The sequence below is a fragment of the Aminobacter sp. J41 genome (genome assembly GCF_000526635.1).
Lineage (GTDB): Bacteria > Pseudomonadota > Alphaproteobacteria > Rhizobiales > Rhizobiaceae > Aerobium.
Genome location: NZ_JAGL01000090.1, coordinates 1 through 1,634, shown reverse-complemented (window position 1 = coordinate 1,634; position 1,634 = coordinate 1). Strand labels below are relative to the sequence as shown.

General features: G+C 61.7%; 2 protein-coding genes. Both read left to right on the top strand.

The genetic code is table 11. The annotated features are described in order from the left end of the window. On the top strand, positions 1–440 hold a 440-nt coding region (locus L630_RS23265; protein WP_024850047.1), incomplete at its 5' end, for a hypothetical protein. Then, positions 437–1,201 (top strand): metallophosphoesterase, encoded by a 765-nt coding sequence (locus tag L630_RS0120580; RefSeq protein WP_024850046.1) that lies wholly within the window; start codon positions 437–439, stop codon positions 1,199–1,201. The genes L630_RS23265 and L630_RS0120580, both read left to right, overlap by 4 nt. Positions 1,202–1,634: the final 433 nt, after the last annotated feature.

Genomic DNA, 1,634 nt, shown 5'->3' with positions numbered 1-1,634 from the left:
AGAGCGACGATGACATCACCTATATCCTCGGCGATTACGGCCGTCCCGGTAAAGACGTGCTGGCGTACCGACGTTTGTTCCATTCGTTGCGCGGCAAGAAGGTTCTCATCATCGGCAATCATGACGTCCGCAAGGACGGCAGCCTGGATCCGGAGATCGAGCGCCTTCCTTGGCACGTTCCGCCTCGGGACCTCCTCGAGGTGAAGGATGGCGGCCGCCGCGTGATCCTGTGCCACTACGCGCTCAGGACGTGGCCCGCGTCGCACTACGGCAGCGTCCACTTCTACGGCCACAGCCACGGTCGTCTGCCCGGCGTGGGTTTTTCCCGCGACGTGGGCGTTGATCTGCCGGACGTGGACTTCACGCCCCGCACTTTCGCGGAGCTGACGAAGGGCTGGGTCTGGCCGTCCTCCGACGCGGCGGAAGGAGATGCCCCTTGAGATTATGGGTAATCAGCGATCTGCATCTGGAGTGTGATCACTTTGTCATGCCTGACCCCTTGCCTGAGGCGGACGTCTGCGTAGTCGCAGGAGACATTCTGCCCGGGCCGCACATTACGCTCAGCTACCTCCAGCGCTTCATTAGCAAGCACATGCCTGTGGTCTGCACCCTCGGCAACCATGATTATTACAGCCACTCCATCACAGAAGGCTCGGAGTGGGCGAGGAAGCGTGCCCTCAAGAGCAAGCGCGTCCACCTGCTCGACAACAGCAGCGTGGTGGTCGGCGACGTCCGCTTCCTTGGCTGCACCCTCTGGACGGACTACGAGCTGGACGGCGACGCATCCTACTCCATGAGCGTGGCTTCCCGTCAGATTTCCGACCATCACCGCATCCTCTGGAGGCAGCTGCCCGAAGCGGTACCCTTCACGCCGGAGAGGGCTCGGGCGCTGCACATGCACTCTCGGGACTGGCTCGCGGGCGAGCTGCTTAAGCCCTTCGACGGCCGCACTGTGGTGGTCACTCATCACGGCCCCCACCCGGGGAGCGTCCACCCTCGCTACGAGAACTCTGCCGTGAATGGAGCCTTCGTCAGCGACCTGTCGTCACTTATCAAAGCGGGCCGCCCTGACCTGTGGGTGCACGGCCATGTCCACGACACGTTCGACTACCGCGTTGGCAGCACGAGGGTGGTGGCCAACCCCAAGGGCTACAGAAACGAGAATCCGCTCTTCGACCCCGCAATGGTCATAGACGTCTGATGCGGCCGACGTGCAGCCTGCGCCACGGGAGCATGACAAATACGCAAGTGTGATGGTGACATCTTCGGGGCGGCAAGCAGTAAAGGCCGCCTTTACGGCTCTTGCTGGTGGTGAGCTTTACACTGATCCTCTGATCGAGGTCCCAGAGGACGTCTCAAGGGCATGAGGCAGTGGGAGCAATTGCTTCGTGACGTCCACGACTGCAGAGGCGGTTCCCCACCTCATTCCGACCCAATCGAACGACTTCCTCATGAAACCGTGGCCCGGATGTGAGGCAATCTCAGCGATTGGCAAGCCTCACTTGTTGCCCAGGGGGATCCCGGAAGAGAAAGAGGAAAGGGCATCGATCTTTGCCATCTGACTGCGCTGCGGTGAAACAAGACGGAGCCCACGAGCGGCGCAGCTGTCACTTCTTCTTGCGTCCGGACGTCCG